The organism is Pseudoalteromonas sp. A601, assembly GCF_002165575.1.
GTDB lineage: Bacteria > Pseudomonadota > Gammaproteobacteria > Enterobacterales > Alteromonadaceae > Pseudoalteromonas.
In genome coordinates, this window is record NZ_MXQF01000030.1 from 1 (window position 1) to 25,134 (window position 25,134).

Annotated in this window: 21 protein-coding genes and 1 pseudogene; 18 read left to right on the forward strand and 4 right to left on the reverse strand. The window is 38.2% G+C overall.

The genetic code is table 11. From position 1 onward, the window contains the following. A pseudogene (locus tag B5G52_RS17805) lies at window positions 1-199 on the reverse strand (DJ-1/PfpI family protein); the annotation flags it as partial. A 292-nt stretch (window positions 200-491) separates the two neighbouring features. On the opposite strand from B5G52_RS17805, the gene B5G52_RS17810 reads away from it, so the two are divergent. The 3 genes from B5G52_RS17810 to B5G52_RS17820 all read left to right on the forward strand — a co-directional run bounded on the left by B5G52_RS17810 (window position 492) and on the right by B5G52_RS17820 (window position 4,197). Continuing rightward, window positions 492-2,690: an LruC domain-containing protein gene (locus B5G52_RS17810; protein WP_087533994.1), complete on the forward strand. Its 2,199-nt coding sequence runs from the start codon at window positions 492-494 to the stop codon at window positions 2,688-2,690. After that, a complete protein-coding gene (locus B5G52_RS17815; RefSeq protein WP_087533995.1) occupies window positions 2,690-3,196 on the forward strand; it encodes a hypothetical protein in 507 nt (168 codons plus the stop codon). The genes B5G52_RS17810 and B5G52_RS17815 overlap by 1 nt, the downstream gene beginning before the upstream one ends. Window positions 3,197-3,459: 263 nt before the next feature. Further along, window positions 3,460-4,197 (forward strand): endonuclease/exonuclease/phosphatase family protein, encoded by a 738-nt coding sequence (locus B5G52_RS17820; protein WP_254911241.1) that lies wholly within the window; start codon window positions 3,460-3,462, stop codon window positions 4,195-4,197. Here B5G52_RS17820 and B5G52_RS17825 read toward each other — a convergent pair. Next, on the reverse strand, window positions 4,184-5,104 hold the full coding sequence (locus B5G52_RS17825; RefSeq protein WP_087533997.1) for a glycosyltransferase family 2 protein: 921 nt from the start codon (window positions 5,102-5,104) through the stop codon (window positions 4,184-4,186). The genes B5G52_RS17820 and B5G52_RS17825 overlap by 14 nt on opposite strands. Before the next feature lie 230 nt (window positions 5,105-5,334). Here B5G52_RS17825 and B5G52_RS17830 point away from each other — a divergent pair, with 230 nt between their 5' ends. The 14 genes from B5G52_RS17830 to B5G52_RS17895 all read left to right on the forward strand — a co-directional run bounded on the left by B5G52_RS17830 (window position 5,335) and on the right by B5G52_RS17895 (window position 22,819). Beyond that, window positions 5,335-6,486, forward strand: a complete 1,152-nt coding sequence (locus B5G52_RS17830) for a glycosyltransferase (protein WP_087533998.1) — start codon at window positions 5,335-5,337, stop codon at window positions 6,484-6,486. Window positions 6,487-6,494: 8 nt separating this feature from the next. Further along, complete coding sequence (locus B5G52_RS17835; protein ID WP_087533999.1) at window positions 6,495-7,907, forward strand: lipopolysaccharide biosynthesis protein; 1,413 nt, start codon at window positions 6,495-6,497, stop codon at window positions 7,905-7,907. Then, the gene (locus B5G52_RS17840; RefSeq protein ID WP_087534000.1) at window positions 7,900-9,267 is read left to right on the forward strand and encodes an O-antigen ligase; all 1,368 of its coding nucleotides are present in this window, start codon (window positions 7,900-7,902) and stop codon (window positions 9,265-9,267) included. Before B5G52_RS17835 ends, B5G52_RS17840 begins: the two co-directional genes overlap by 8 nt. After that, window positions 9,257-9,961, forward strand: a complete 705-nt coding sequence (locus B5G52_RS17845) for an acyltransferase (protein WP_087534001.1) — start codon at window positions 9,257-9,259, stop codon at window positions 9,959-9,961. Before B5G52_RS17840 ends, B5G52_RS17845 begins: the two co-directional genes overlap by 11 nt. A gap of 3 nt (window positions 9,962-9,964) precedes the next feature. Next, window positions 9,965-11,092: a glycosyltransferase gene (locus tag B5G52_RS17850; protein ID WP_087534002.1), complete on the forward strand. Its 1,128-nt coding sequence runs from the start codon at window positions 9,965-9,967 to the stop codon at window positions 11,090-11,092. A gap of 119 nt (window positions 11,093-11,211) precedes the next feature. After that, entirely contained in the window at window positions 11,212-12,705 is a 1,494-nt protein-coding gene (locus tag B5G52_RS17855) for a sugar transporter (RefSeq protein ID WP_087534003.1), read from the forward strand. A 1-nt stretch (window position 12,706) separates the two neighbouring features. Continuing rightward, on the forward strand, window positions 12,707-13,783 hold the full coding sequence (locus B5G52_RS17860; protein ID WP_087534004.1) for a glycosyltransferase: 1,077 nt from the start codon (window positions 12,707-12,709) through the stop codon (window positions 13,781-13,783). Window positions 13,784-13,793: 10 nt separating this feature from the next. Next, window positions 13,794-15,596 carry a sugar transferase gene (locus B5G52_RS17865; protein WP_087534005.1) on the forward strand — a complete coding sequence of 601 codons (1,803 nt, stop codon included), beginning with the start codon at window positions 13,794-13,796 and terminating at the stop codon, window positions 15,594-15,596. Between the two features lie 153 nt (window positions 15,597-15,749). Further along, window positions 15,750-16,058 (forward strand): STAS domain-containing protein, encoded by a 309-nt coding sequence (locus tag B5G52_RS17870; protein WP_087534006.1) that lies wholly within the window; start codon window positions 15,750-15,752, stop codon window positions 16,056-16,058. Window positions 16,059-16,201: 143 nt separating this feature from the next. After that, window positions 16,202-17,056 (forward strand): OmpA family protein, encoded by an 855-nt coding sequence (locus B5G52_RS17875; protein ID WP_087534007.1) that lies wholly within the window; start codon window positions 16,202-16,204, stop codon window positions 17,054-17,056. 3 nt (window positions 17,057-17,059) lie between these two features. Then, entirely contained in the window at window positions 17,060-19,144 is a 2,085-nt protein-coding gene (locus tag B5G52_RS17880; protein WP_087534008.1) for an SLBB domain-containing protein, read from the forward strand. After that, window positions 19,141-19,845, forward strand: coding sequence for an AAA family ATPase (locus B5G52_RS17885; RefSeq protein WP_087534009.1), 705 nt, complete (start codon window positions 19,141-19,143; stop codon window positions 19,843-19,845). The genes B5G52_RS17880 and B5G52_RS17885 overlap by 4 nt, the downstream gene beginning before the upstream one ends. A 7-nt stretch (window positions 19,846-19,852) precedes the next feature. Beyond that, the gene (locus B5G52_RS17890; RefSeq protein ID WP_087534010.1) at window positions 19,853-21,313 is read left to right on the forward strand and encodes a SpoIIE family protein phosphatase; all 1,461 of its coding nucleotides are present in this window, start codon (window positions 19,853-19,855) and stop codon (window positions 21,311-21,313) included. A gap of 99 nt (window positions 21,314-21,412) precedes the next feature. Next, window positions 21,413-22,819, forward strand: a complete 1,407-nt coding sequence (locus tag B5G52_RS17895) for a sigma-54 dependent transcriptional regulator (protein ID WP_087534011.1) — start codon at window positions 21,413-21,415, stop codon at window positions 22,817-22,819. 28 nt (window positions 22,820-22,847) lie between these two features. On the opposite strand, the gene B5G52_RS17900 is transcribed toward B5G52_RS17895, so the two are convergent. Beyond that, window positions 22,848-23,849 carry a glycosyltransferase family 4 protein gene (locus B5G52_RS17900; RefSeq protein WP_087534012.1) on the reverse strand — a complete coding sequence of 334 codons (1,002 nt, stop codon included), beginning with the start codon at window positions 23,847-23,849 and terminating at the stop codon, window positions 22,848-22,850. 21 nt (window positions 23,850-23,870) lie between these two features. Here B5G52_RS17900 and B5G52_RS17905 point away from each other — a divergent pair, with 21 nt between their 5' ends. After that, on the forward strand, window positions 23,871-24,209 hold the full coding sequence (locus B5G52_RS17905; protein ID WP_087534013.1) for an Hpt domain-containing protein: 339 nt from the start codon (window positions 23,871-23,873) through the stop codon (window positions 24,207-24,209). On the opposite strand, the gene yvcK is transcribed toward B5G52_RS17905, so the two are convergent. Further along, window positions 24,186-25,073, reverse strand: a complete 888-nt coding sequence (gene yvcK / locus B5G52_RS17910) for a uridine diphosphate-N-acetylglucosamine-binding protein YvcK (RefSeq protein WP_087534014.1) — start codon at window positions 25,071-25,073, stop codon at window positions 24,186-24,188. The genes B5G52_RS17905 and yvcK overlap by 24 nt on opposite strands. Window positions 25,074-25,134 lie beyond the last annotated feature (61 nt).

Below are 25,134 nucleotides of genomic sequence, written 5' to 3' on the forward strand. Positions count from 1 at the left end.
GTTCTGCATCTTGAGGTGGCTTGGGTATATAGGTTTGCTCGCCTTCAAAATCATGAATCGACGTTGCGATGGTATAACCCGCTTTTTTATCAGGGCAGACAGCATCAACCTCGTGACCCATTGCGAGCAATGCTTGAAATGGCACCATGTTTTCATAGTCTTCTACAAAATCACCGGTGAGCATAAATACTTTAGCCATATTCTACTCCATGTATTATGTGTGTTGGTAGTTAGGTATACATAAAGTTGTACCTAACTATGATGAATGACAAGTAAAACATACATGCATTCTAAGTGGGTAATATAGGAGTACTACACTGCAGGCTATTTTTTATAAGTGTATTGCAACAGGTTTTGCAAAATGCAAAAAAAATGTTTTGCAAGTTGCAGTTAATATAAAAATTATAACTATAAGTTTATAAATATCAGTTGGTTAATTTTTGGAATGGAATCTGCTTCTACTGAATCAAATGACTCGATAGGGCAATAATATGAAATTAACGTACATAGCTGCAGTTTGTTTAGTTTCGCTTCCTTACACGGTAAGCGGTCAACCATTTGAAAGTTGCCCTAGCCAGGCATTCCTAATGCAAAATTCTAAAGCACAATTATACGGTATAGATTTAGTTTCGGCCAAGCCTACAGTATTAGCTTCAGAGCTAACGTTTGGTGATGAAATTAATAATGAGGGTGTAAATGCTATTGGCTTTAATTATAAAAACCAGTACATGTATGGTTTTAGTAAGCAGTCACCAACAAGTGTTGTGCAAATAGGTGAAAACTTTTCCATGACACGGCTCGATGTTGAAGGGCTCCCTGAAACTAATTTTTATGTAGGTGATATTCAGGTTACAGGCTCTGGCGATGGTCAAAGTGCGACGTATTATGTTTATACCCCTAATTTGGGGCTGTATGCTGTTAATTTAGATGGTGATTTAACAAGTACCATCACTGCCACCCTTGTACCTGATACTAATACATGGAAATTAGGGATTTATGATTTTGCATTTCATCCACATAGTAATCTTTTATACGCCGTAGAATCTAACGGTAATTTATTTGAAATCGATGTTCTTAGTAATACCAATAGGTTTATCACGCAGTTAGATATTGGTGATGATACCGGTGCGTTTGGTGCAGCGTATTTTGATGTTGCAGGGCAGTTTTATTTCAGCAATAACAAAAGCGGTAAAATTCATAAAGTAGATTTATCTCAAAGCCCCGTTAAAGATTACACCCCCGTAGCGAATGTTTTTACAGCTGGCCCCAAGTCTAGCCAAAATGATGGTGCTCGCTGCGCGATAGCCGAGGTTAAAGTAACAGATAACTCAATAGACTTTGGTGATGCACCAGCTCCTTACAGAACAAGTTTAGACAGCAGTGGTGCTCGACATTTGTTTGACCCAAATTCAGATGCAAACAACTTGGTTTATTTAGGCGCAACAGTTGATGGGGAAAACATCAACAGTGATGACGACCTAATGGCTAACCCAGTCGACGCTTCAGATGATGGTGTTAGCTTTGTTACGGCAATTTCTGCGGGCCAAGATACGCAAATTATCGTCAACGCATCGACTAGTAGTTACTTATACGCTTGGTTTGACTGGGATCAAAATGGCGCATTTAGTGAAGAAGAACGAATGCTCACCAAACAACAATTAAATGCAGGAAATAACAGCGTTGTATTTACTGTGCCACAAGATACAAAAGCAGGGCAAACATGGGCCCGGTTTAGGGTAACTGATGGGAGTGAGGCTTCTTTAATTACTGCTACAGGTGGTGTGCTTGGGGGAGAAGTGGAAGATTATGCCATTACTACATTTGCTAGTGCAGTCTACCCGAGTGAAACAGGCTGGGTCACCTTAGCATATGAAGATAAATGGCCATTTGCGGGAGATTATGACTTTAATGACGTGGTTATTAATTATAGAACGACCTTATTACAGCAAGATGGTTTAGTGGTTAGCTATAAAATTGATGGACAATTGGTTGGTGTAGGGGCGACATATCATAACGGTTTTGCTGTGCGTCTATACGAGCAGTTAAATACTGGTTTAAAAAATGTAATTTTAAGATCTGAAGTCGATGAGCAGAACATTAGCTATGTGATTGATGGCGAAATACAAACCGGTACCTTTTTAGAAGAAGGGACAAATGACGCTATTTTAGTATTTATGCAAGACACTTGGCAGCATATTAGTAAAGACAGTGGTTGTAATTACTTTAGAACAGAAGTGAATTGTAATGAAAATAACGCCGTTGATTTTTCAATGACGATCCCACTTAAAGTACCAAAAGCGGTTGCTTTATCACCAGCGGCTTTACTTGATCCGTTTATTTTTGCAAGTGATGGTTTTTATCACGGTGACTTTTTAGATGGGAGAACAGCTCGTGGATGGGAAGTTCATATGAAAAATCAAGCTCCAAGTGAGTTATTTGACACATCCTTGTTATCAACGACAGGTGCAGATGATGCATCTAATGCACAAGCTAATTTATATTTCCAGACCAGTACTGGGCTACCTTGGGCAATGGAGGTAGGGACACAATGGCAGCACCCCAGGGAAACGGTTGATATAACAAATGCATACACGAAGTTTGCTGTTTTTGCCGAATCTTCAGGCGCTCAAAACACACAGTGGTTTAATGATTATGTAAGCGAAAAAGTTATCAAACGAGGTGAACAATAATGGCTAAATTAACGTTACTTATTCTTATCAGCATATGCCTAGGTGGTTGTGGTGGAGGCGGGGAATCTTCAAGCGCTACTCCCCCAATTAGTGAAACCGTGTCGGACGATACCAATACTGATACAAATGCCGACGGAGGAGATGCAAATGAAACGGGTTCTGATACAGATACATTACAACCGTTAATGGCCGATTTAACTGTAGATGAAGAGTTTACTTTTTCTACTAAACTTCCACTTGCAATCAATGTAGATTTAAATATGGGCGAAGTAAGAGCTTACCTTAATATTTGCCAAAAAAATGTGGATGGCATAAGTGCAGATTACACTAACTGTTTATATCGTAGCCCACTAAATAATGGCCAGTTAGACACTTCGATTACGTTAAGTCGTTCTGATATAGAGCTTGTTGCAGAAATTTGGTTTTATGATACCAGTACAGATTCTCTACGCTACAATTGGCAATTTGATGAAACGAGTGAACTACAAGCATTTGAAATTAATTAAGCCTCCCTAGTGCTTTTTTGGCTCCTTCAGAAATGAAGGGGCTTTTTTAGTTTTACTATTAAAAGTTAACTGTAGTTGAGGGTATTATGAAATTGCTAATCACGTTATTTATTTGTGGCCTCTTTTTTCTTAGCTATAACCCTCATTCAGGTTATTACAGCGATCTATTATTGTCTTTCAGGTTGCATTGGTTAATCTTAGTCTTTTTGATGTCATTAGTATTAATTGTATTGCGACAATTGAGGTTAGGGGGTGTCAGCTTGATGATTACGCTAAGTGCACTGTTATTACACCTCAATGTTATGTCTTCATTTTCAACACCGCTGAAAAGCGATCTGCAAGTGATACAGATAAATGCAAGTTACAAAAACCCTGATTTTGCTGGCCAGTTAGAGCGGCTTCACCAGCAGCGCTGGGATATTTTAGTTTTACAGGAGTTTAGTGATCAGAATAGGGCACTGCTTGAGCCGTTTTTAAATAACTATGAATTATATGGTTACGAGGAAGTGGAAGGTGCACCCTACGGCATCATTGTTATTTCACGGATTACAATTCATAACCGTCAATTAGTACAATTAGATGGTGATAGACTAGGGTATATAAAACTAACGTTTTTGATTGATGATGATTTCATCACGCTATATACAGCTCACCCGCCATCACCGAGAAACGAATCTTTATGGCTGCGAAGAAACTGGCTACTTAACGAATTGCTAATTGCTGTTCAGCAAGAACATACCCCATGGTTTATTGCTGGAGATTTAAATACTGTACCCTGGTCAGGCTTTTTTATTAATGAAGCCGGTAATAAATGCGCAGATCGCGCGCCATTATATGCTAGTTGGTCATTATTTGATGCGCACATAAATATCTTTACGGGCCTCCCTATTGACCATTGTATTTTAAGCGAAGAGCTTAGTTTAGTTGATTTTAAGCTAAGCAAGTTCAATGGCAGTGATCATCAATTGCTTAAATACAACCTAGCAGTTAACCAAAACTAAAAAGGTTTTTAATATCAAACAACAAGTGGCGTAAATTACGGCGGTGCGGAAATAAAGTAAATGCAGCAACAGCACGTACAAAGGCTTTAAATTTTAGTCCAAGTTCTCGATAGTACTCAGCATAGCATTCTAACATTCTCGCTTTAGCTTTACGTTTTGTATTTAAACTGGTGTTAATCGAGCTACGAGAAAGAATTTCTTGCATCGCATTTAATCGGTTTTCTCTGTTTGCAGTAATAGAGTTTTGACGCATTAAATAGTCCATACCAATTTGTGTTGTAAAGCCAACTTCGCCAATTTTTGCAAGCTTTAGCCAACAATCCCAATCACTAGCACTTTTAAGGCTTTTATCAAAAGCGCCTACCGCCCTAATTGCTGAGCGCTTTACCATAACCGATGATGTACCAATCACGTTAGCAAATAATAAAACACTTAATGCGTTGTCTAGCGTTTGAAATTGAGTTGATTCTGTATCGACTAACGTTTGAAACTCAGGCCAAAAGCTAAAGCAATCAATGATAGGTGTATATTCTTCGTCTACATGCATATAGTTGGTGAATGTGAGTGAGCATTGTGAATTCGCTTTCATATAATCGAGCTGATCTTTGATTTTATTATCTACCCAGTAATCATCAGCATCCAAAAAAGCAATATACTTGCCTTGAGCTTCTTCAATTGCTCTATTTCTGGCTAATACTACGCCGGTATTAGGTTGCTCTAATAGACGAATTTGTGGAAAGGTTTGCTTGGCGATTTCGAGCCACTGCACACTGCCATCCGTAGAGCCATCATCAATCACTAAGATTTCTAAGTTAATATCGGCCTGTTTAACAACACTGGCAATTGCTTTAGCGAGATATTGCTTACAGTTGTAGTTTGGAATGATCACACTTACTTCAATAGCCATAGGTTAATTTCCTAAAAGAGTTTCCTATTATGTACGCAAGTTAAGCGCCAATAATTTTAGTGAGGATCTAGCCCGTTTTTAGTCTTTTGCTTTGCATATTGCAATTTTTCGTTGCAATTTAACCGAAAACAGCCTTTTCAAGGAGATTTTATGTAGGCATAGAACTTGCGATGTATTGTGAATATTGTAGGTAAGTCAGTAGCAGATAAACCAGTGGTGGAGTTCATTCAATGAAACACATAGGTATCGTTGTACCAAGTTTTCACATTTCTTCAGAGACATTCGTTGTCACTGAGATTAATGCATTAGTTAAAGCCGGCCACAAAGTAAGCGTTTTAACTTTCGAAGACTTGAATGAGTGCAGTAATCTCAATAAAAATGTTGAAGTGATCATTATTAAACGCTCGATAAGCAAAGCGTTGACCTATGCATTGAATCACCCAGTAAAAGCATTCAATGGAGCGCTTGCCGCGACTAAGTTTTCATCTATCTCTATTATCTCTTTGTTTGGTTTAGGCTTAAACATTGGCGATATTATTAAAGAACAAAAAATATCCCACATTCATTGTCATTTCATGCATGCCCCACTTGCTTACGCCATTGTTGGAAGTAAAACCGCGGGTATTACCGTTTCTTCAATAGGCCACGGTCACGATGTATATGTTAATGACAGTGATATTGCGCAAAAACTCTCAATGTGCGACTTCTCTGTCGCTGTGTGTAACGACATGGTAAGTAAATTAAATGAATATAAAGCAGGTAAAGTTGAGCTTTTGCATTGCGGAGTTGATTTACATTTATTTAACTCAAAACCAAGCCGTTTAAATGAATCAGTTAAGTTACTGTTTATTGGCCGACTTGTCGAAAAAAAGGGGTTACAGTTTTTATTTCCGGCCATCAAAAAGCTTAGTCGTCGCTTTCCTATTACCTTGGATATTGTGGGGGATGGTCCTTTAGTTAATGATTATCGTCTTATGTGTGAAGAGCTTGGTATTACTGAGCAGGTACGTTTTCTTGGCCGTAAAACACCTTTTTGGATCTCGCAAAATGCCGTGAATTACTCAGCTTTAGTTGCGCCATTTTGTGTGTCAGGAAATGGTGACAGAGACACAGGACCATTAGTACTCAAAGAGGCGATGGCCAGTGGTATTCCAGTTATTACAACAGAGTTAATGGGGGCAAAGGAGATTGTTGATGATTCAGTTGGGTTCAAGTGTGAGCCCTCAAGCATTGAAGGGCTCGAAAATGTTCTTGTCAAATTCTGTGAGCTCACACCCTACCAGCGTTATATTAAAGGTACTAACGCAAGGCGCACTGTTGCAAGTAAATACAACGCAAGTTCACAAGCTAAAAAACTATCAATGTGGGTACAAGGCCTTTAGGAGTCATTATGGGAGGAATAAAGCAAGTCGCATACTTTGGCGTATCTACCTTGGTGCTGAAAGGGCTGGGCTTTGCTTTGCTTCCTATTTCGACGCGTTTATTGAACCAATACCAGTTTGGTGAGCTTAACTTTTTAGTGTCTATTTCCGCTGTTTTGTCATTATTATTGTGTTTAGGCTTACCCGAGCTACTGTTTAAGCAACAGACCAAAACATTGATTGAAAAAAAAGCATTATTTAGAGATTGCTTTGTTATCTGTGCAGGCTTTAATTGCATATTCATTTTGCTGAGTTTTATATTTATAGATAAGCTTACTGCGCTGCTACCAATCACTATAAACCCGTTTGATTTAAAGCTGTTGATATTAAACCTTGCAGCTTCCTCTTTGTTATCCATTATTTTTTGTTATTTTCGATACTATGAAATGGCCAAGCAGTTTTGCTGTTTAGCTATCTTACAAGGCGTTGGGCAAACGCTTCTTACTGTTTATTTATTGTGGCTTGGCTATGGTGTCACTGGGGTTATGGTGTCTGGTGCAATATGCAGTTCGTTAATTTTATTAGTGGCGCTTAACATTGTTATAAAAGAAGTGAGTGTAAGTTTTACCAACGTAAAATGGAGTGTAAGTGGCTCGAGCAGTTTGTTTTTATTAAGTATTGTCGTCTCTTCTTTATTTGTCTATGCCAATAATGGAGCGGAAAACTGGTTTATCGTTGCGAAGACTTCAAAGGAAACGCTTGCTCAGTATTATGTTGCTCTACAGTTTGCGGTGATGACTTCATTTACATTTGAACCAGTTCGAATGTGGTGGTTTGCAAGGCGCTTTAACGAGTTAAAAGCAGACAAAGAACGTTACGTTTATTTATGTGAATTAAGCTTAGAAATAGGGTTGGTACTGTGCGCCATAATGTTAATTCTTGCACCTATAGTGTTCACGCTTATCTTGCCGTTAAGTTATCAGAGCAACACTTGGCTACTGCCGACTCTGATTCTAATTGTTGCTTTGCGACACCATAGCGATTTGTTGAATATTGGTTGTTTTATCCACAGAAATGCTTTGTTCGTGACACTCAATAATGGAGCTAGTGCACTTATTGTACTAGGACTTTTGGCGCTACTAGTGCCTAGTTTTGGGGTGTTAGGTGCGGTTATTGCACTGCTCATTGCACAAGTATTTAAGGCATGTATGTTTTTTTATTTTAGCCAAAATTTAGAGCCTTTAGACTTTAGTGCTAAACGTTTAACTACATCATGGGTAAGCTTTATTAGCTTGTATGGTGTGTCTATTTATCATTTCAGCCATCAACTAGTACTGCAGCTTGTAATAATGGTTATCTACCTATTCTTTTTTTACAAAAAGTATCGCGTTGAGGTGCAGCGTTTTATAACGCAGTATCGAGGGACAGCTGCCCATGTTTAGCTGGTATAAGAATAACTGCCTGTTGATCAATGGAATTGGCGTTACGTTATTGATCATCATGTTGTATAGACTTTTTGGCCCCATAGCGGCATTTGCGCTATTAATATTGCCATTTGCCGGGTTTATGGCTGTGCGTATTAGTACGGTATTTATTATTTTATTTATTTTGTTTAGTTACTTTAGATTACATGAAGCATTTGTATTTTTAATGCCGCTGAAAATTCCAAAAATGCTGGCGTTAGCCTCTTTACTTGCCATTGCTTGGCACTTATTTATTTCAAAAAAACTAAAGCCTCATTGGAGCTCAACTCATACAATTTTTGTCGTTTGGTTTGTTTGGTTAACCGTGTGTGTATTTAGTGCAAGTAATCGAGGGGTGGCCATTGAGTATTGGTCTGGGGTATTGGTTAAAGTTTTTATAATGGTGCTAGCGATTAGCTGGTGGATCACACGCTTTTCGCATTTTAGTTATGTACGTTTGGGAATAATGATTTCTGGAGTAAGTATTGCAATTGTTGCTCTAAATAACAAAATGAATGGGATTGGGTTAGTTGAAGGCACGCGAGTTACTATTTCGAGGGAGTTACGTTCTCAATTAGGTGACCCAAATGACTTGTCACTTGTATTGATGTTTCCAGTGTCGTTTCTAGCGGCTGAAATGTTTGACTCTGATGGGAGTAAATTTCGCCGTGTATTTGCTGCATTAGGCTTAATTTTGGCTATTTCAGGTGTGATTGCAACGCAAAGTCGTGGTGGCTTATTGGGAATAGCGGCAATACTGAGTTTCTTTTTATATCAAAAGGTTAAAAACCCAGTGGTGGTTGCTTGCTTTGCAGCTGCGGGTATGGTGATACTCATGTTATTTGCAGGAATTGCAGATAGGCAAAGTGGCGGTGCTCAAGAGGGGGGCGTTGATGAATCAGCTATGGGCCGTTTGTACGCTTGGCAAGCAGCAATTAATATGGCGCTTGCGGATCCGTTAACGGGGGTGGGGATAAATAATTTTTTTGTTAATTATTATTTTTATAGTCCTCATTGGGATGGCAAGAATCATGCAGTACACAGTACATGGTTTCAAGTTCTAGGCGAAACAGGTTTTGTTGGGTTAGGTATTTTTTTGCTTGTGATCGCCAGTATTTATAAAAGTCTATCTCGTGTGTTTAGTATTAATAAATTGCTTAATAATAATGAGATTAGTGTCAATGCTAATGCGCTAAAAGCCGGTTTGATAGGTTTTATGATAGCAGGTACTTTTTTAACTCAAGCATTTACATGGCCTTTGTATATTATTTTAGCGCTGACTATTGCTCTTGAAAAATTAGCAGTAGATACCAATAAGGAACAAGCGAATGTTAGTTGAATTAAAGCTATGGCTAAAGCACAGTCAGCACCCTCTTGCAGCGTCTCTTTTTCGTTATGCAAAAGCGGTTCGCAATCCGCAAATAATTGTAATCCCTTTTGTTCATTCGACCCTATACCTACTTCACCACTTTATTAAACTATTTTTCCATGAAGTATTGCGTGTTCTTTATTATACCCCACTGTTTAAAAGCCAAATTAAAGGCTCTAAAAGAGCGATGTATATTTATAGCGGTATGCCACAAATTTTAGGCAAGCTCTATATTGAGTGTGCTGATAATGTCAGGATGTCTGGTGTGAGTACGTTTTGTGGCAGAGCGTCAAACTCAATGAAGCCTGCTTTGATCATTGGCAGCAATGTTGATATTGGTTGGCAAAATGCGTTTTCTGTGGGGCACCGAGTTATTATCGAAGATGATGTTAGGCTTGCTTCGCGGGTATTTTTAGCTGGCTTTCCTGGTCACCCAGTTGATTGTGAGCGCAGAGCGCTCGGTGAAAGTGATGATGACGAGCAAGTCGGTGATATCATTTTAAGAAGAGGTGCTTGGTTAGGGACTGGGGTCACTGTTTTAGCGGGAGTAACCATTGGTGAAGGAGCGATCGTCGGAGCAGGGAGTGTTGTTACTAAAGATGTGCCTGCCTTCACAATCGCTGCTGGTAACCCTGCAAAAGTTGTTAAACAAATTAAGGAATAACCTATGCGCTTTATTGTATTCGCAGAAGATTGGGGGAGTCACCCAAGCAGTACTCAACATTTGTTTTCGCAACTTGCGAAGCGCCATGAAGTGCATTGGGTTAATTCAATAGGGATGCGTAAACCGCGTCTTAATTTTATTGACTTAAAAAGAGTGTTTAAAAAAGCGTTACAGTTGTTTTCTGGCCAAAAGAAGCAGACAAATGAAAATACATCTGTAGTAAAAGTATATAAGTTACCAGTACTACCTTGGCATGATATTGCTTTGGTTCGACAATTTAATCGTTTAGTTTATGCACATTATTTGGGACATATAAACGATGGCTCGCCAACAGTCTATTGGTTGAGTGTTCCAACGGCGGTATACCTTAGTGATATAAATAAGATCGATAAGTTGATTTATTATTGTGGCGATGACTTTAATGCACTTGCGGGTGTTGATGCGAAATTAGTTAAGCCTTTTGAGCAACAGCTAATTGCGGATGCGGATTTAATTTTTACCATTAGTGCAAAATTAGCCCTAGCCATGCCACCGCCCAAAACCCATATGCTAACGCATGGCGTAAGTTATGATTTGTTTTCTGCGCACGTCGAGAAAGCGGTAGAGCTTGAGTCAATAACAGCGCCTGTTATTGGTTTTTATGGCAGTATTAATAATTGGTTAGATGAAGCTTTACTAATTAAACTGGCCAGTGAAAGACCTAATTATAAGTTGGTATTAGTTGGCGATATTGTGACTTCAATTGATGCATTATTACGTTTTAAGAACGTATTGCATATTCCTGCAGTGAGCCATCATCGGTTAGTTGAATTTTCGTCGCATTGGGATGTTTCAGTTTTACCATTTATTGATAATGAACAAATCAGAGCTTGTAATCCATTGAAATTGAAGGAGTATTTTGCAGTCGGTAAACCAATTGTTGCGACTAACTTTCCAACTGTAAAAAAGTATGACTCATTTGTTTATGTGGCAAAAACAAGTAATGAATTTATTGAAAAAATTGACCAAGCAATCTCGCTTTCTCACGAGCAGCAACATCACTTGAGTATGGTTCAATCAGAAATAGCCAAAGCGCATAGCTGGCAGGTTAAAGCTAATTTGGTGGAAAAACAGCTGATAAACTTAAATTAGTAAACATGGCTCGACCTGTGCAACTACCTTAATAGACGGAGTTTTTTGCGGTTTTTATTTTTAAATTGCAAAAAATCTAACAATCCGCGTAGCAATATGCAAATTATAAGGTAGTAAGAATGCTGGTAAAGGAACAAATTAAAAGGTTGTTATATTTGGCTTTGTATGCGGTATATACGCGGGCAAAACTTTTTATAGTGCCTTTAATTATTGTGCCAGTGGTTATTATTTTTTTATCAGCTACTGCACAAAAAAAGTACGTGAATCACGCGACAATTTTAATTGAAGAGTCTGCATTACTTAACCCATACTTAGATGACTTGTCTTTCTCTTTTGATTTGTCTAACAGAATGGCGGCGTTAAGAACTTTGGTAATTAGCCGCAAGGTATTAATTACGGTTGCTAAAGAAACAAACCTCGTTACAGAAAATGCCAGCCCCCGTGAAATAGAAGAGATCCACCAAAACCTTGCTCAAGCGCTGTCGCTTTCATTGGTCGGAGATGAGTTGGTACGAATCAACTTTACCTGGCATCAACAAGACAAAATGAAACTAGTACTTGAAAAGATTGTTGAGAAATTTATCGAGCAGCTTCTTGCACCGACTAAAGCATCATTAGACACCTCAGAACAATTTTTTTATCAACAGCTAATTAGTTTACGCGAAGAGCTAGAACTTTCTGAGGAATCGTTAGCCGAGTTTAAATCAGCAAATAGTAATACTTTACCGGATGTATTGCATAGTAACCGCCAGACTTTTGATAAGTTGTTAAGCGATAAACAACAAAAGCTGATTGTGTTATCTGGCGCAAAAGCGAGATTAGATGCATTGACTAACAAAATGGGTCAAGCAAATCCAATACTTGGCCGGTTAGAAGAAAAAATTATCAAGGCAGAGTCAGAGTTAAGTATTTTAAAAACGCGTTATACAGATAAGCACAGCAAAGTTATCTCTAAAAAACGAGAATTACTCAGCATTAAGGTGCGCCAGCAATCGTTACTCCAGAGCAGTAAAAAACTCGACACCTCAAACTTAGATCAGCTATGGCAAATGGCTAACACTTTACCTAGTAGTAAAGATAATGAAAGCAGTGTCCTAGTCTCACAGTTAATGGCATTAGAAGAGGCAAAAAACGACATGCTTCGTCACCAACATGAGTTTGATATTTTAGAGGAACAAGTAAAATCAGTCAGTGATCGTTTACTCGTCACAAGTGATGTAGAAAAACAGCTTCGTAAACTAGAACGAGATTATGAAGTAAAGCAAACGTTATACAAAGATATGCTCAGTCGTTATGAAATGGCAAAAGTGACTGGCAAACTTGTTAAGTATGAAGGCCCTGACAAAGTTAAAAATATTGAACGAGCATACAGCCCTGCTCACCCTATTAATACTTCAATCGTTGTTTCAATTCTTTTGGGTATTGTATTAGGTGTTTTTACCAGTATTACCTGCGTGTTTGTGGCAACCCTGTTTGATAGTCATTTAAAAGATATTCAGACCATTGAGAAATTGTCCTCGTTAGAAGTGGTGACAATTTTGCCTATTATATCTGACTTACAATCCCCTGAAGTACAGAGCCAAATAGTGAATTTTACCCAAAAGAGGAATTGATATGAATGTATTGCATTTAGTTCAACACATGAAAATTGGTGGGCTTGAGAAAATGGCTGTTACTTTGATGCAAAAAAGTCGCTTTGCTAGCTCAAGTATTATTGTTTCTCTTGAAGGTAATAAACAAGATGCACTTTTAGGTTGGCCTGATTTGGCCAGTTTTAACGATAAATTATTTTGTTTAGATAAGCCTGCTAAATTTGATTTTACATTGGTAAAAAAACTCAGTGCATTGATTAAAGCACACAATATTACTGTGATACATAGTCACCATATAGGTCCAATGCTTTACGCAAGTTTGGCTTGCTTAGCAGATAAAGGGGTTAGTCATGTTTCTACCGTTCATGATGCTTGGTATTTGCAAAACTTTAAGCAGCGATTAATCACTAAAGTTTTAAGCCAACTAACTAAAATTCACTGGATTGCTGATGCTCAAGTGGTTGCGACTGATTTTTATGAGCAAACATCAATCGAAACAGATAAAACCATATTAAATGGTATCGATTGCAGCCAATTTACAAGTGTTGATATGCACAATGCAAGAATGGAGCTAGGACTGCCAATAGCACCTACTTTGATTGGCTGCTCTGCACGTTTAGAGCCTGGTAAAGGACATCACGATTTAATTGCGTTATTGCCATCATTAGAACCAGATATTGAATTTGTGTTTGCTGGCAGTGGCAGTCTGATGGAAAATTTGCAAGCTCAAGCTGCGCAGCTTGGAGTGAGTGAACGTATACATTTTTTGGGTAATATACAAAACATGCCTGTTTTTTATTCTGCGATGAATGTGATGTGTCTTTACTCACAAAGAGAGGGGCTGCCGTTATCAATTTTAGAATCTATGGCATGTGGCAAAGTGACTGTTGCATCTGATGTAGGTGGGATAAGTGAAGTGCTTACACCGGAGCAAGGAATCTTAGTTAAACCTGATGATCTGGTTGGTCTAAAACTTGCCATTACTAATGCAATAAATATGAAATCAGGTTGTTGTATTAGGGATTACATAATCTCTATAGCCGATGCAAACAAAATGAGCGCAGAGTACGACTACTTTTATGATGGTCTATCTGCTTGAGGAAAATATGATGACATTTGTTATATCTTTACTAATCGCACTAATAATTCTCGTGATTTACCATCATGTTGGGTATGTTCTTTTACTTAATTTATTTAGTAAAAACAATGGTTCAACAGAAGTTAATACTGAAAATAGTCCCCCACTTAAATTTGGCATACTTATGTGTGCATATAATGAAGAGGCTTTTATTAAAGACAAATTATATAATTTAGGTGCGCTACTTTATGATTCTGACATGTATGCGATCCACGTTTACTTAGATGGCTGTACAGATGATACTTACAACGAAGCTATCGTTGCTCAATCGCAACTTGCGAAGCAAAATGTAGTATGTCATTTGCATTTCAATAGCGAAAACAAGGGGAAGTCATTTGGTATTAATGAGCTAGTAAAAATAGCAAAGCCGAATTACGATGTTTTATTATTCACTGATGTGAGTGCATTACTGAGTATTGATGTATTAGATAAAGTTCGGTTGGGTTTTCATGATGAAAAAGTCAATGTTATCACTGGTGTTTATACGCTTGATGAAAATGCCAGTGACGCTCAAAAGCACTATTGGCAATATCAGAATAAAGTGAAAAATATGGAGTCATCGCTTGGAGCTGTAATTGGTGTGCCAGGTGCTATGTTTGCTATTCGTTCAGGTTATGCACAACTGCTAGATGCTAATACGATAAACGACGACTTTATTTTATCGATGAAAGCATTGAATGATGGCGGCAAAGCGTTAGTCGATGAAGATATTATTATTTTAGAGCGCGAGTGTGATGAAGAAACACATGATTATTCTCGTCGAGTTCGTTTAGGTGCCGGAAACTGGCAACAAATTAAAATGCTGTTTGGTTTGCTTAATCCAAAACTTGGCTGGGTCAGCTTTAATTATTTTTCACATAAAGTATTGCGAGGTGTAATGCCGATTTTATTAGCTTTAATTTATGTGATGATTTTTAGTATCGCATTAACGTCCAACCTTGTATTACCTATTGTGTGTATGTGGACCATTATCACTTTACATGCGGTATATTTTTCAAAACGCGGCCTGGGGATCAAAACCAAAATACCAGTTATAGACAAGGTAACGTATATTTTAAACGCGTATTTTTTATCACTGTGGGGGATTTTCAAATTTGAACGTGGTGATTATAAGCAACAATGGCAGCGTGTGAATGAGCAAGCGCCTCAACAAGTTCAACCAATTAAAGTGTTAAAACGTTGTATTGATATTGTCGGTGCGTCTATTGGGTTGATTCTGCTGTCGCCTATTATGTTGATAACCGCACTCACTATTAAGATCACATCTAAAGGTCCTGTGCTTTTTAGTCAATTAAGAGTGGGTGAAAGTGAGGATAACTATGTGGCACTTTTTAATGTTTTAAAGTTTCGTTCGATGGTTGTTGATGCTGAAGTAAAAAGCGGTGCAGTGTGGGCGAGTAAAAATGATCCACGTATAACACCCGTTGGTCGTTTTATCAGAAAAACGCGTATTGATGAATTACCTCAACTTTGGAATGTGTTAGTAGGCGACATGTCATTGATTGGACCCCGCCCTGAGCGTCCTGTTTTTTATGGCAAGTTAGAGCGTGATATTCCTTATTTTTGTTACAGAACCTATGGTATCAAGCCTGGCATATCTGGTTTAGCTCAAGTTATGAATGGCTATGATGAAACAATAGAAGATGCAAGAAACAAAATTGCTTGGGATTATGCCTATCTATTGAGTACTTCTTCAGCACGAAGCTGGTGTTATATGGAGCTCACTATTTTTGTTAAAACGCTCATGGTTGTTTTTACAGGTAAAGGTCAGTAATAGCTTTGCATAATGCAACTGTGCGTTAAAAAGCAATTGCATTATGCGGTTTTGCATTTTGGTAATGATATAAAGTGATTAAAATTCAATGCTTTAAAGTTGGCATTAATGTTGTAATAGTAATTGTACTTCAATTATTTAAGGTGACTAAGCATGACCAATTTAGCTGAACTAACTAATAATCATATCGTAGAACTTCCTACCGATTTTTCAGGTTTTACTGTCGACGGTTTCAAAGATGAGTTTGAATCACTAGCTACAGCAGGGCACCCGACAATCACCCTAGATTTTTCTAAAACTGAATTTATCGACTCTTCTGGCATTGGCGCTATTGTGTTTTTGTACAAGCGTATTGAAAAAAATGGTCACAAGTTGGCGCTTTTAAATGTAACAGGTCAACCATTCAAATTAATGAGCTTACTCAGAGTGGATAAAACGATTCCATTTATTGATAAAGTGTAATTTCAAAAATATACGTTGCGCAATTCTACTAACGAATTGAAGTTATTAATAATATACACTAAGTTCTTATTAGATAAGGGTATTGGCTAGCCAGTTACTTTGTTTATTAGACGTTATTATCTGAGAAGAATTAAGGAAAATATATGCGAGCTCACATTCTAATTGTTGTTCTGTTAATGTTAAGCGGGTGTGCGTCTTGGCCTGAAGAAGGGGAAGGGGGATGGGCTGAGAAATATCAAAATTATCCCATTACTGAAGATCAGCAAGATGATAACTTTATTAAGCCACAAGAACTTGTAGCCAGTGAGTTTGAGCATCTAGTGTTAAAATTAGAATTGCTGCAATCGCAAGATATTCAAGCTTGTATGCCTGCGCAATTTTTGCGGGCTCAAATCTATGAAAACCGCATTCGTCGTTTAATAGCAGCGCACATGTGGGAAGACGCCGAACATGACTTACTTATTCACTATCATGCATTAAACCAACTGACAAACCACTTTGATACGGTACGTGAAGCAACTCATTGCGCGACGGTAACTACAGATAAGCCCGCGTTATTTTCTATTAAAAAGCAAATTACAGATTTGCTTAACAGCGATAATCAGTTTGCTCTGAATGAATTTGAGATCACCCCTAAGTACACAGTTCGAATTGCCCAAGCTGCAGATTTAATTAAACAATTAGACAGCGTATCAATCCTGTTAGTGGGTCATACAGATTCAGTGGGGAGTAATGAAAATAATTATGAGCTTGCTCTAAAACGGGCAGATACGGTAAAGCATTGGCTCAGCTTGTATGGTGTAAATGAAGAAGGTATTACCACTTTAACTCAGGGGAGTTTAAAACCTTTTTCAAAAGGTGAAGTCACAGAAACCAAGCGCCACTCAGACCGACGAGTAGAGGCGATAGTTTTAGATGCGAACAATGAATCGTTACAGAGTGATAAAGTAAAATCGCTAATGAATTGGACAAAGGTTATTGAACGAGACAAGGAGTAAGCAATGAAGCATATTTTAATTATTTTCATCGTACTACTGTCTTTTAGTGATGCTTTTGCACAGAAAAGTGACAATCAAGATATTGTGCAGATAGGGAATAAATTGTTTATTTATGTTCCCGGTGAAGACGATTTTATTGACCCGTTCGAAGTTGACCAAGAAGGTAAGATTAATCTTCCTGAGGTTGGGAGTGTTCACGTTGCGAAAAAGAATATAACGCAAATAACCACAGAGCTTAAACCTGTCTTGAGCGAGTTATTTATCGCAATGGATGATTTTTATGTAGAGATTTATAGTCGCGATATCTTTATTAACGTACTGGGCTATGTGAATAACCCTGCTCAAGTCAGTATTCCAGATAATGGGAATATACAAATGGTGATTGCAAAAGCACAGGGCCTAAAGCCTGGTGCGCAATTAGACCGTCTGCAAGTGCGCCGTGACGACCAAGTTATCGAATTCAATTACAAAGCTTACTTGGACACTGGGGACGTGAGTATTTTGCCTAAGTTGCAAAGTGCAGATACTGTTTTTGTACCTGTCTCACCTTTACTTGGTAACGTACAAATTGATTTTGATGCGCAAACCCTAAGTGCCACAGGTGATGCTAGTGATAATAGTGCGATAACTATCTTAGGTGAGGTCCACAATCCTGGTAGCTTCTCATATAAAGAGAGTATGACAATTTTAGACGCCTTGATGCGTGCTGAGGGGGTGACTCGCTACGCTGATGTCACAAAAATTAGGGTCATCGTTGATAAAGAACCTGTTATTTTTGACTTAAAAGCATATCTGGATAAACCGACGAATAGCAACATGCCACTTTTAGAGGCGGGGTCGACTATTTATGTACCGATCATTGTTGATGACGTTAACACGACATCTCGCACGGTTTATATCATGGGGGAAGTGCAAAAACCTGGCGCATATGAAGCTGCAGACAGTACTAACTTTTTAGACATTTTAGCCAATGCTGGTGGCCCTACTCGATTTGCCGAAACGAGACACATTAAAATATTAACACCAGCAGGAGAAAGTATCTTATTTGATCTGCAAGGTTACAGTGAAGGCACTGTGGTAATGAAAGTGCCGGATCTGAATCCTGGCGATGTCATTTTTGTGCCAGAGAAAACAGATGTTAATGAGAAGAGTTGGCTAAAAATTCCGACTAAACGAGCGATTAAAATTATTGGCGCTATTTTGTCTCCAGGGCGTTATGAGTGGAGCAATGAAATGGATTTTACTGATTTACTCGCACATGCAGGAGGCCCAACGAAAGGCGCTAATATTAATGATATTAAAATTGTCAGAAATGGTGATGTCACTAAGCGTTTTGATTTAGAAAAGTATACGATTAGTGATGGAAAAATAGAGCTGCCGCAATTGATTGCTGGTGATACCGTGATTGTTGAAGAGCTACCCGTTGATCCGGGTGATAATAAATCACAGTGGATACGTCAAGAATCAAGTAAATCAATTTATATTATGGGACAAGTGGGCGCTCCTGGTCGCTATGCTTTTAATGACAATATGCACTTCATAGATATATTGGCTGCGGCAGATGGCCCTAACGGGAGTGCTGATATTCGCAATATTAGAATTACTCACCGAAATGGTAATAAAGCGAGAGTGTCTAAACTTGACTTAGCTATGTACTTTGAGACAGGTGATGAAACCTTGTTTCCAGATGTATTACCCGGTGACACTATCTTTGTTCCTGAGAAAGATAAAGATTGGTTGAGAACGCCAAAAGAGCGAGTGGTGCGAATTATGGGGGCCGTGCAAAAGCCTGGGCGTTACAATTTCGACGATACAATGTCTATTTTGGATGTGCTGGCAGAAGCCGGCGGCCCATCAAATTCAGCCTTAATTGATAAAATTGTTGTCGTTAATCACTCATGTTGTAAAGAGCAGTCGAGAATATTCGATCTAGAAGCGTTTATTAAAGAGCCTAACTCTGCAAACATTCCAGTATTGCGTGCTGGAGACACCTTATATGTGCCTGATAAAGGGCAAGACTTGATGAGCCAATTTAAAGATAATTTCCTCGATTTTGTAACAATATTGGCATTGGTAATAGGCTTATGAAAATCATCCCAGAGCAGTACCATGAACTAGAGTTAATTGGCAATGCGATAGCTGATAGTGAGGCACGCTGTATTACCTTTATTTCATTGACAGGTGGAGAAGGGTCAACGAGTGCTTGTGCCAGTGTTGCAAAATGGCTCATAGGTCGAGACAAATCTGTGTTAATAATCGATTTGAACCCCTTGAATATATTTAGGTTTGGTAAAGAGTACCCCGCTGCTTCATGTAAGTGGGGATTTGATGATATTTCTTGCCAGCTCAAGGTTAAACAATATCAAGATCTGAACTTACTTACAATTCGAGATCTTGAAGGGATTGATTCTGCAAAAGATAAGCATGTTATTAATGACGCCATATTAAGGTTAAAGCAAGAGTATGATTATATCTTGCTTGATATGTCACCTGCGCTCAAATTAAACAGGAACAATATACCTCTGCACTCATTAAGTTTGTGCAGCGAGTTAACTTTTTTGACCATTGGGTTAGGAATTAACAATGAAGAATCATTATGTCGTGCAGTACAAGAGTTAAAACAGGCAGGACATCGTAAAATTAAAGCATTGATCGGACAGCATGAATTTGCGCCGTTAGGGCAAAGATTGATGACCTATTTAGAAAAGCAAACACCAAAGTGGCCTCGGCTATGCACTGCGCTGAAAAAGCGTATTAAAAAACAAAAGTGGCTGTTTCAGCACTATTGAGGATGAAATGGAAAGATTATTTGAAAAACGATTTCAATTACTTTGGCCTACAGTCACAGAAATCCGTCAAATTTTAAAACATGTACTTGGGGCATTGTCTGTCAATAATGACGAAATTGATGCTGCAGGTCTATCTATAACGGAATACCTAACAAATCTTATTCGTCACAATGAGGGGAGTGAGCACAGTATCATGCTGTGCATCAGTCAAAAAGAAAATAATATTTATGATGTGACCATTGTTGATGAACTTGAGCCTTATAACTTATTTATACAAAATGACTCAGATTGGATTTTAGAAAGTGGCGATCTTGTTGAAGGTGGTATGGGGGTTGGGTTAATAAGGCACTATTTCCCTTGTGCAACTTATAAAACCTTAACAAAAAAGAATTATTTTTCTTTTTCATTAAACAAAATAGATAAGCGACCCACAATAATATATATCGATGACGATGTGAGTCAGTTAGCATTAATGAAAGCGTATCTGCAAGAGAAATTTCAGGTCATCGCATGTGAGAGTATTGAAGCTGGCTGGCAGGCTATATTAACCTCTAACGCCAGAATATTATTGCTCGATTACAAATTAAAAAATGGTACTTGCGAGCCTATTTTAGAAAAACTTAACCAATCTAATTTGAAGTCCCAACTGTCTGTAGTCATGCTCACGGGCGATGATAGTGAAAAAGTGATAAGCCGTATTAACCGCTTAGGTGTAGATGATTATTTAATCAAACCTGTCCAGAAAAATAAATTACTACAGAGCATTGAGCGTGTTACACATCGTTTTGCCTATTTAAGTTATCAAACAACGTTTGAAGTGACAGCGTCAAAAATTCCTCTGGCAGAAAGTAATACAGCTCATTTATTTGGTTCAATCGCATTTGGAAATGGTGGCGACTTTTTTATGTCGTTAAACGAAGAGGGTACTGCATTTGTGCTGGGCGATATGATGGGGCATGGCCTTCAGGCATTGAAAGAAAGTTTTGCTATAAAAGGATTTATTAGTGGGTTTATGTCCACAGGACTACCTTATGAACAAATGCTGATGGCATTAAACGATGCTCTATATAAGCAGCAGCTTTGTAAATCAAGTCTAGTGACTTTGATTATTGGGTTTATTAATAATGAAACGTTATATTGGCTTAATGCAGGTCATCCTTCCCCTGTGGTAATTAAAAAGAATGGAACAGTTGAACAGTTAAAGGGCACAGACCCATTACTTGGCCTTTCAAAAGAGCATTCTTATAGTGTTTTCGAGTATAATATTACAGATGTAGAGCATATCTTGTTTTATACTGATGGTTGGTGTGACAACCGCTTTCTAGATAAAAATGAAATTGAAGAAATCGCTAAAATAATTCCTCAAAACACAATTAATAATGAGCAGTTTGCGCATTCACTGTGGCATAACTCGCAAGTTACTTTATCTCAAGAAGTTGATGACGCATCATTAATAGTGATTAATTGATTGTTTTTACTACAGACAAATAGCTTAAGTTATTCTATTATCAAGGCATGAATAATGATCTAGTAAACTAATCTTAATGTCGGGTTAAAAGGATTAACAATGCCGCCAACTGTTTTAATTGTAGAAGATACACTCTCCCTTGCCATGATGTATCAATCGTACCTGTTGCCAACAGGTGTTAATACTTTGGTAGCAAACGATGGTGCTACTGCCATTGATATTATACAAAAAGCCCAACCGGATTTAATTATTCTCGATGTTATGTTGCCAGATATGAATGGGCTTGATATTTTAGCATCTTTTGAATTAGAAAATTCCCCTCAAGTCATCGTGTTAACTGGCCACGCGACAAAAGAAATGGCAATAAAAGCAATAAAGTTAGGTGCGTGTGACTTTCTTGAAAAACCCGTTGAAGCAGATAGGTTTAGGGTTACCGTTAACAATGCACTTAAGATCAAAGCTCTAAAACTAAAAGTAAAAAAATACCAAGCGAAGTATGAGAAAGGTAGATACTTTGATTTAATTGGTAGTTCAAAAGTGATGCAGTCTGTATATCAAGTCATTAGCTCTGCGGCGGTGAGTAAAGCAACTGTATTCATTACTGGTGAAAGTGGAACTGGTAAAGAGTTGTGTGCCCGAGCAGTGCACCAAGCATCCGACCGGGCGGAAAAACCTTTCGTTGCTTTAAATTGTGCTGCGATACCTAAAGACTTAATTGAAAGTGAAATATTTGGTCACCTTAAAGGGGCTTTCACAGGAGCAATTGCTAACCGTATAGGTGCGGCTGGTCAAGCGAATGGCGGAACACTGTTTCTTGATGAATTATGTGAAATGGATATTAATTTACAAAGTAAACTATTACGTTTCATTCAGACCGGATGCTATCAATTAGTGGGAAGTGAAAAAGAAGTAAAAGTAGATGTTAGGTTTGTATGTGCGACAAACCGCGACCCGTTGGTTGAGGTTGCTCAAGGGCGTTTTAGAGAAGATCTATATTATCGTTTACATGTTATTCCTATTGTGCTTCCACCATTGAGGGAGCGTGGTGCAGATATTATTGAAATAGCTGAAGCCTTATTTGATAAAGTAGCAAAAGAAGAAAATCATGCATTTAAAGGGATCAGTGATGACGTTAAGCGCTGTCTTAGTCAGTACGACTGGCCAGGTAATGTTAGACAGTTAGAAAATGTAATACGAAATGTATTGGTCCTCAACCCACAAGAGTGGATTGAAGTATCAATGCTACCTGACTTACCTCGTAGTACTGCCATTAATGAGAAACTGACAGCACCAGCAAAAACCACAAATAAACATATTAATAACGTTCAGTCTATAGAGCCGCTTGTAGAACAAGAGTTTGAAGTTAAACCATTGTGGCTGGCTGAAAAAGAATACATTGAAAAAGTGATAGATTATTGCGCAACTAATATTCCTAAGGCCGCTGCGATGCTGGATGTAAGTCCTTCAACGTTATATAGGAAAATAAAAAGTTGGGAAGAAATTTAGCAATCATTTCCTTAATCAGTAACGATAGTTAATGTTTATATGCCGCAAGTATTTGTTTTATTTGCTTTTCTCCTGAAAATCGTGCTTCAACTAGAGTATAAGCCTTTTGAAGGATGCTTTGCTGTTTTGCCACTGAAGAATGTATAAGATGGGTGAGTGCATCTTCACAGAATTTTGCAGTGGGGGCATCAGCTAGATAACCATTACTTTCATGGCTAATGACGTTGGGTATCGCACCAACGGGAGTACTAACAACTATAATGTGGTTTGCCATAGCTTCAAGTAAAGTCATCGGAAGACCTTCAGCTCTAGAGGAGATTAAGAGTACGTCAATTTGATGCCAAATTTGATCGCGCTTTGTTAGGCCATGAAAGTTTAAATTAGGTAAGGTTGGTAGTTCATTTTTGAGTGGCCCATCGCCAAAAATATGAAATTCTACTTTTGTGTTATTAGCCATGGCTTTGGCGACTTGAGTAAAAATGTCAGGGCCTTTTTCATGGGATAAACGACCAACAAAACCAACTCTAACAATTGAGCCAAACTGTTGTTTTTTTGCTAATGGCTCGTTGATACTAATAAAATTTTCCAGTAGCTCTGCGCTGTGAATTTTATTACCAATTTCATTTGAAACAGCGAAGTTAGTAGATAATGGGGAAAGTAATTTATCGATGTAGTTGTAGAGTTTTACTCGGCCTTCGCCGCGCTCGCCAGCATGATAAGTACTGACACAATGAATGCCCTTTATTTTACTTACTAAACGGCCAATAATACCGGCTTTATATCCATGGGTATGTAATACTGTATTTGTATTAACCTTGCTTAATAAACTTGATATGTTACCTGTTAAAAACTCATAGTTTACATTATCGTTATCTAATAATTTATAAAATGCATCGTTACTGTGGTCTTTATAAAATAAAATGCTATTACTGATATTGTTTTTTGTTAGTAGTTTACTAAGTTCCAGTAGATGGGTTTCGATTCCTCCCATCATAGATGAGTCAACAAATAATATAACGTTATAATTCATAAATAATTCCTAAGAGATAATATGATTGATATATCTATCATTGAACAGTTAAAAGAAGATGTCGGCCCAAGTCTTGCCATGGAACTCTTATCTATCTTCATTGTTGAATCACAAAAAACAGTCACGATGTTGGTCTCATCTCAAAATAATGACGATATCGAAATAAACGCTCACAGCCTCAAAAGCAGTTGCTTAAGTTATGGTGCTATAACACTTGGAGCAACATGTAAACGCATAGAACAAAAAGCCAAAGCTAATGAATTTGATGAAGAGTTAACGCATTTGCTTGAAACGGCTCACTCACAAAGTACAGTGACATTTGTACAGCTGCAAGCTCTAGTTAATAGCCATATCGCCTAAAGCCTCTTGTTCAATAGGTAGCTTTAATAGCTTTGAAAATACTTCACTTAAATCATCTATATCATGTAAGTGTTTTTGTGAGCCAGTGTATTGTTCACAATGCTCTAAAATTTCGTTTATCGCATTGGGTGAAATACTTAAGTCGCAAATTTTAAAGCCCAGTTGTTCTTGCAACCAATCAATGCCCGGTGATTGGGCGTGCTTCATTACACTGTCTTCGCTAGTGTTATTTTCGATAAATATACGGCACGCAAATGTGTCTTGAATTGCCTTAGCAATACCCTTGATCAGAAATGAAGGCATGACACTAGAAATAACGCTCCCAGGACCGATAATAATTAAGTCGGCGGCCAAAATTGCATCAACACAGCCTGGTGCAGCATCAACTTGATTGGTCAATGATATGCTGTCTGGTAGCGTTTCGAGAGCATCAATTTCGCACTCCCCAATTACAGTGTCGCCATTAGGGAGTTGGGCAGCTAAATCAGTCGCTAAGTCTGACATCGGTAAAATGGTTTCAGAGTTGCCGAGCATTGCATTAAACCAAGCAACTGCTTGAGTCGGTGACTCAGTCAATTGGGTTAGCCCGAGCAATGTTAAATTCCCCAAACTATGTCCATCTAAATCTCCCCCATCGAAACGGTGCTCAAAAATAGAGTGTATGATAGATTGTTGACCTGTTAGCTGTAGGCAACAACGGCGAATATCACCTAAAGCTAAGCATTTTTGCGACTCTCGTATTTTACCGCTGCTACCCCCATTATCTGTGGTAGCCACAATTGCAGTTAAATCAGTACATAATGGTCTAACTGCACTTAAAACTTGGGCCAAACCATGACCGCCACCAATGCAAACAATCTTCATTTTTTACTCCATCAATAAATATATTGAGTTAGTGCAGAAAACATTCCAATTTTGACCGAAA

Excerpts from the sequence above, each read along its gene's own strand:
- B5G52_RS17810 (WP_087533994.1), top strand. The coding sequence starts at position 492 with ATGAAATTAACGTACATAGCTGCAGTTTGTTTAGTTTCGCTTCCTTAC.
- B5G52_RS17815 (WP_087533995.1), top strand. The coding sequence starts at position 2,690 with ATGGCTAAATTAACGTTACTTATTCTTATCAGCATATGCCTAGGTGGT.
- B5G52_RS17820 (WP_254911241.1), top strand. The coding sequence starts at position 3,460 with ATGATTACGCTAAGTGCACTGTTATTACACCTCAATGTTATGTCTTCA.
- B5G52_RS17825 (WP_087533997.1), bottom strand. The coding sequence starts at position 5,104 with ATGGCTATTGAAGTAAGTGTGATCATTCCAAACTACAACTGTAAGCAA.
- B5G52_RS17830 (WP_087533998.1), top strand. The coding sequence starts at position 5,335 with ATGAAACACATAGGTATCGTTGTACCAAGTTTTCACATTTCTTCAGAG.
- B5G52_RS17835 (WP_087533999.1), top strand. The coding sequence starts at position 6,495 with ATGGGAGGAATAAAGCAAGTCGCATACTTTGGCGTATCTACCTTGGTG.
- B5G52_RS17840 (WP_087534000.1), top strand. The coding sequence starts at position 7,900 with ATGTTTAGCTGGTATAAGAATAACTGCCTGTTGATCAATGGAATTGGC.
- B5G52_RS17845 (WP_087534001.1), top strand. The coding sequence starts at position 9,257 with ATGTTAGTTGAATTAAAGCTATGGCTAAAGCACAGTCAGCACCCTCTT.
- B5G52_RS17850 (WP_087534002.1), top strand. The coding sequence starts at position 9,965 with ATGCGCTTTATTGTATTCGCAGAAGATTGGGGGAGTCACCCAAGCAGT.
- B5G52_RS17855 (WP_087534003.1), top strand. The coding sequence starts at position 11,212 with ATGCTGGTAAAGGAACAAATTAAAAGGTTGTTATATTTGGCTTTGTAT.
- B5G52_RS17860 (WP_087534004.1), top strand. The coding sequence starts at position 12,707 with ATGAATGTATTGCATTTAGTTCAACACATGAAAATTGGTGGGCTTGAG.
- B5G52_RS17865 (WP_087534005.1), top strand. The coding sequence starts at position 13,794 with ATGACATTTGTTATATCTTTACTAATCGCACTAATAATTCTCGTGATT.
- B5G52_RS17870 (WP_087534006.1), top strand. The coding sequence starts at position 15,750 with ATGACCAATTTAGCTGAACTAACTAATAATCATATCGTAGAACTTCCT.
- B5G52_RS17875 (WP_087534007.1), top strand. The coding sequence starts at position 16,202 with ATGCGAGCTCACATTCTAATTGTTGTTCTGTTAATGTTAAGCGGGTGT.
- B5G52_RS17880 (WP_087534008.1), top strand. The coding sequence starts at position 17,060 with ATGAAGCATATTTTAATTATTTTCATCGTACTACTGTCTTTTAGTGAT.
- B5G52_RS17885 (WP_087534009.1), top strand. The coding sequence starts at position 19,141 with ATGAAAATCATCCCAGAGCAGTACCATGAACTAGAGTTAATTGGCAAT.
- B5G52_RS17890 (WP_087534010.1), top strand. The coding sequence starts at position 19,853 with ATGGAAAGATTATTTGAAAAACGATTTCAATTACTTTGGCCTACAGTC.
- B5G52_RS17895 (WP_087534011.1), top strand. The coding sequence starts at position 21,413 with ATGCCGCCAACTGTTTTAATTGTAGAAGATACACTCTCCCTTGCCATG.
- B5G52_RS17900 (WP_087534012.1), bottom strand. The coding sequence starts at position 23,849 with ATGAATTATAACGTTATATTATTTGTTGACTCATCTATGATGGGAGGA.
- B5G52_RS17905 (WP_087534013.1), top strand. The coding sequence starts at position 23,871 with ATGATTGATATATCTATCATTGAACAGTTAAAAGAAGATGTCGGCCCA.
- yvcK (WP_087534014.1), bottom strand. The coding sequence starts at position 25,073 with ATGAAGATTGTTTGCATTGGTGGCGGTCATGGTTTGGCCCAAGTTTTA.